Annotated in this window: 2 protein-coding genes; both read right to left on the bottom strand. The window is 35.2% G+C overall.

Translation table 11 applies throughout. From position 1 onward, the window contains the following. Positions 1-31 precede the first annotated feature (31 nt). Positions 32-979, bottom strand: coding sequence for an IS3 family transposase (locus tag CN326_RS23310; RefSeq protein ID WP_303745203.1), 948 nt, complete (start codon positions 977-979; stop codon positions 32-34). Further along, positions 871-1,377, bottom strand: coding sequence for a helix-turn-helix domain-containing protein (locus tag CN326_RS25300; protein WP_255258199.1), 507 nt, complete (start codon positions 1,375-1,377; stop codon positions 871-873). The genes CN326_RS23310 and CN326_RS25300 overlap by 109 nt, the downstream gene beginning before the upstream one ends. Positions 1,378-1,431: the final 54 nt, after the last annotated feature.

The following is a 1,431-nucleotide window of genomic DNA, read 5'->3' as shown; positions in this document are numbered from 1 at the left end:
TGAAGTGAACCCAAAAAGTTAGACACATATTTTAAGCAGCTAATGAGGAATGAGTTCTGTATTGTACAGGGCTCATTCCTTTTAGTTTTGTTTTGATTCGATCATGATTATAGTAGTGAATATATTTTTCTAGTTCTAATTTAAAGTGTTCCATACTTTCGAATTCTTGTAAGTAAAGTAGTTCAGACTTTAATAAGCCAAAGAAATTTTCGATGACTGCGTTATCTAAACAATTCCCCTTACGAGACATACTTTGTGTAATTCCTTTTTCTTTCAATACATGTTGGTATTGTTTCATTTGATAGTGCCATCCTTGATCCGAGTGAAGAATAGGAAATTCACCATCTTTTAATTGTTGAAAAGCCTTATCCAACATCTTTGAGACTAATGGATAAACAGGACGTTTCTCTATGTTATAAGCAATAATTTCACCATTATATAAATCAAGTATCGGAGATAAATACAACTTCTCACCATGTATGTGGAATTCTGTCACATCTGTAACCCATTTCTCATTTGGCTTCGTCGCTTTGAACTCACGCTTTAAAATGTTTGGTGCGATATTGCCAACTTTCCCACGATATGAGCGATACTTCTTCATACGGACAAGAGATTTTAAGTTCATTTCGCTCATTAAGCGACGAACTGTTTTATGATTTAATACAATACCTTGATTGCGTAATGCCCATGTAATACGACGATATCCATATCGACCTTGATGTTTATAAAAGATCCGTTGGATCATTCCTTTCACTTCGTTATATTTATCTGGGCGCTCCATTCGTTTCACCCAATAATAATAGGTACTGCGCGGAATATCAGCGACTTTTACTAAGTCAATGATTTTAAATTCATGCCTCAACTCATAAATTATTTGCGCTTTGTCTTGTTCTGTGACTTTTCCTTTTCTTGAATTAAGGCATGTAACTTTTTTAAATATGCATTTTCCATGCGTAATCTCTCGATTTCCGCTTTTAATGATTCTTCTGACCCTTCTGGTTGATTTTTCTCTGGTTTCTTTTTCATAGATGGACGCCCCTTTTTCTTTGGTTGAAGAGCGTCAATCCCTTGCGTATCAAATAATTCCTTCCACATCCACACCGTGTTAGAGCTAGGAATATTAAAAACTGTAGTGGCTTCTAAAATGGACGCTCCTGTTTTGTTTATATAATTAAGTACATCCATTTTAAATTCAATTGAGTAATCTGTATATCCTTTTTGAAGACCCGCTAATCCATGTTCCCGAAACTTCGCTACCCATTTCTTTAACATTACTATATTCACATTATGCTTTTGAGCTGTAACTTGAAAAGATTCTACACCGTCAAGATAAGCGTGAACGGCAGCTAATTTGGTTTCTAAAGAGTATTTCGTCATAAAAAAACTGCACCTCCAATTGTTAGTCGTGTCTAACAATTGGGGGGCAGTTCA

Source organism: Bacillus sp. AFS018417 (genome assembly GCF_002560985.1).
GTDB lineage: Bacteria > Bacillota > Bacilli > Bacillales > Bacillaceae_G > Bacillus_A > Bacillus_A rhizoplanae.
This window is presented reverse-complemented; position numbering and strand designations above follow the sequence as displayed.

Bases quoted from the DNA above. Each gene is read 5' to 3' on its own strand.
- CN326_RS25300 (WP_255258199.1), bottom strand. From the start codon at position 1,377: ATGACGAAATACTCTTTAGAAACCAAATTAGCTGCCGTTCACGCTTAT.